Source organism: Mesorhizobium sp. M2C.T.Ca.TU.002.02.1.1, from assembly GCF_003997225.1.
In genome coordinates, this window is sequence record NZ_RZTO01001347.1 from 1 (window position 1) to 869 (window position 869).

General features: G+C 58.5%; 1 protein-coding gene and 1 pseudogene. One reads left to right on the forward strand and one right to left on the reverse strand.

The window, feature by feature from the left end:
* Window positions 1-170: pseudogene (locus EOD07_RS36010) on the forward strand (30S ribosomal protein S12 methylthiotransferase RimO); the annotation flags it as partial.
* A gap of 91 nt (window positions 171-261) precedes the next feature.
* Here EOD07_RS36010 and EOD07_RS36015 read toward each other — a convergent pair.
* Window positions 262-696, reverse strand: a complete 435-nt coding sequence (locus EOD07_RS36015; RefSeq protein WP_127238484.1) for a hypothetical protein — start codon at window positions 694-696, stop codon at window positions 262-264.
* Window positions 697-869 lie beyond the last annotated feature (173 nt).

An 869-nucleotide genomic window follows, 5' to 3' on the forward strand; every position in this document is an offset into this window, starting at 1 on the left:
TGATCGACGAGGCGCATGGCACATCCGGCAAGGGCCGCACCAAATACGACGCGCCGGAGATCGACGGCTCGGTGCACATCCAGTCGCGGCGGCCGTTGCGTGCCGGCGACATCGTCACGGTCAAGATCGATCGCGCGGACGCTTATGACCTCTACGGTTCGGCGGTCTGATCCCCGCACGAAAGAGATGACATCTCCAATGAAAGGGCGCCCCGCGGCGCCCTTTTTCACTTTGTTGCTCTCTGCCTCTAGCAGCGTCTCGTCAGAGTTTCACCGACTCGATCGCTGTCAGAGACCGGTCGATCACCTGGTCGAGTGTCTTGTCGAGGCGCGTGCCCGTTTGGACCGCCGACAGCTTTGCGGCAAAACCCAAATGATAGTCGACGAACCACTCAGGGCGCGGCTCCGGCTCCGGAAACGGTCCCCACCACGGAGGAAGCTTCGGGATCTTCGGTCGGGTTGGGCACCAGTCGTCGAGGTCGCTCAACAGCGCCTTCATATCGAGCCCACCTCGCTCGGCCACCCATGCGCAGCGGACAAATTCCTCGGCGACCGCGGCGCCCAGTTCATGCGGCGGAAGCGGCTGCGGATTGAGTGCGACACGAGCAAGCCCTCCCTGTGGTCCGCGCGGGATGACGTCGTAGATGGCGGGAAAGCGTTTCCCGATGATTGCCAAAAGTTTTTTATTCAATTGCATAATACCCCCTTCTGTCGACGCTTGTCACGTCGGCTGATCTGTCTAAGTTGCATGATCAGAATGGAAGTAAAGGTCGTTGGTGTATGTGAAAGCGATTACGCAAACTGCACAGATATTGCATCGACCTCGCGGAAGGGTGTCGAATTCATAAAATATGAAGCGAAGTTGAGTTT

Coding starts and splice junctions, on each gene's coding strand:
- EOD07_RS36015 (WP_127238484.1), bottom strand. CDS start 696: ATGCAATTGAATAAAAAACTTTTGGCAATCATCGGGAAACGCTTTCCC.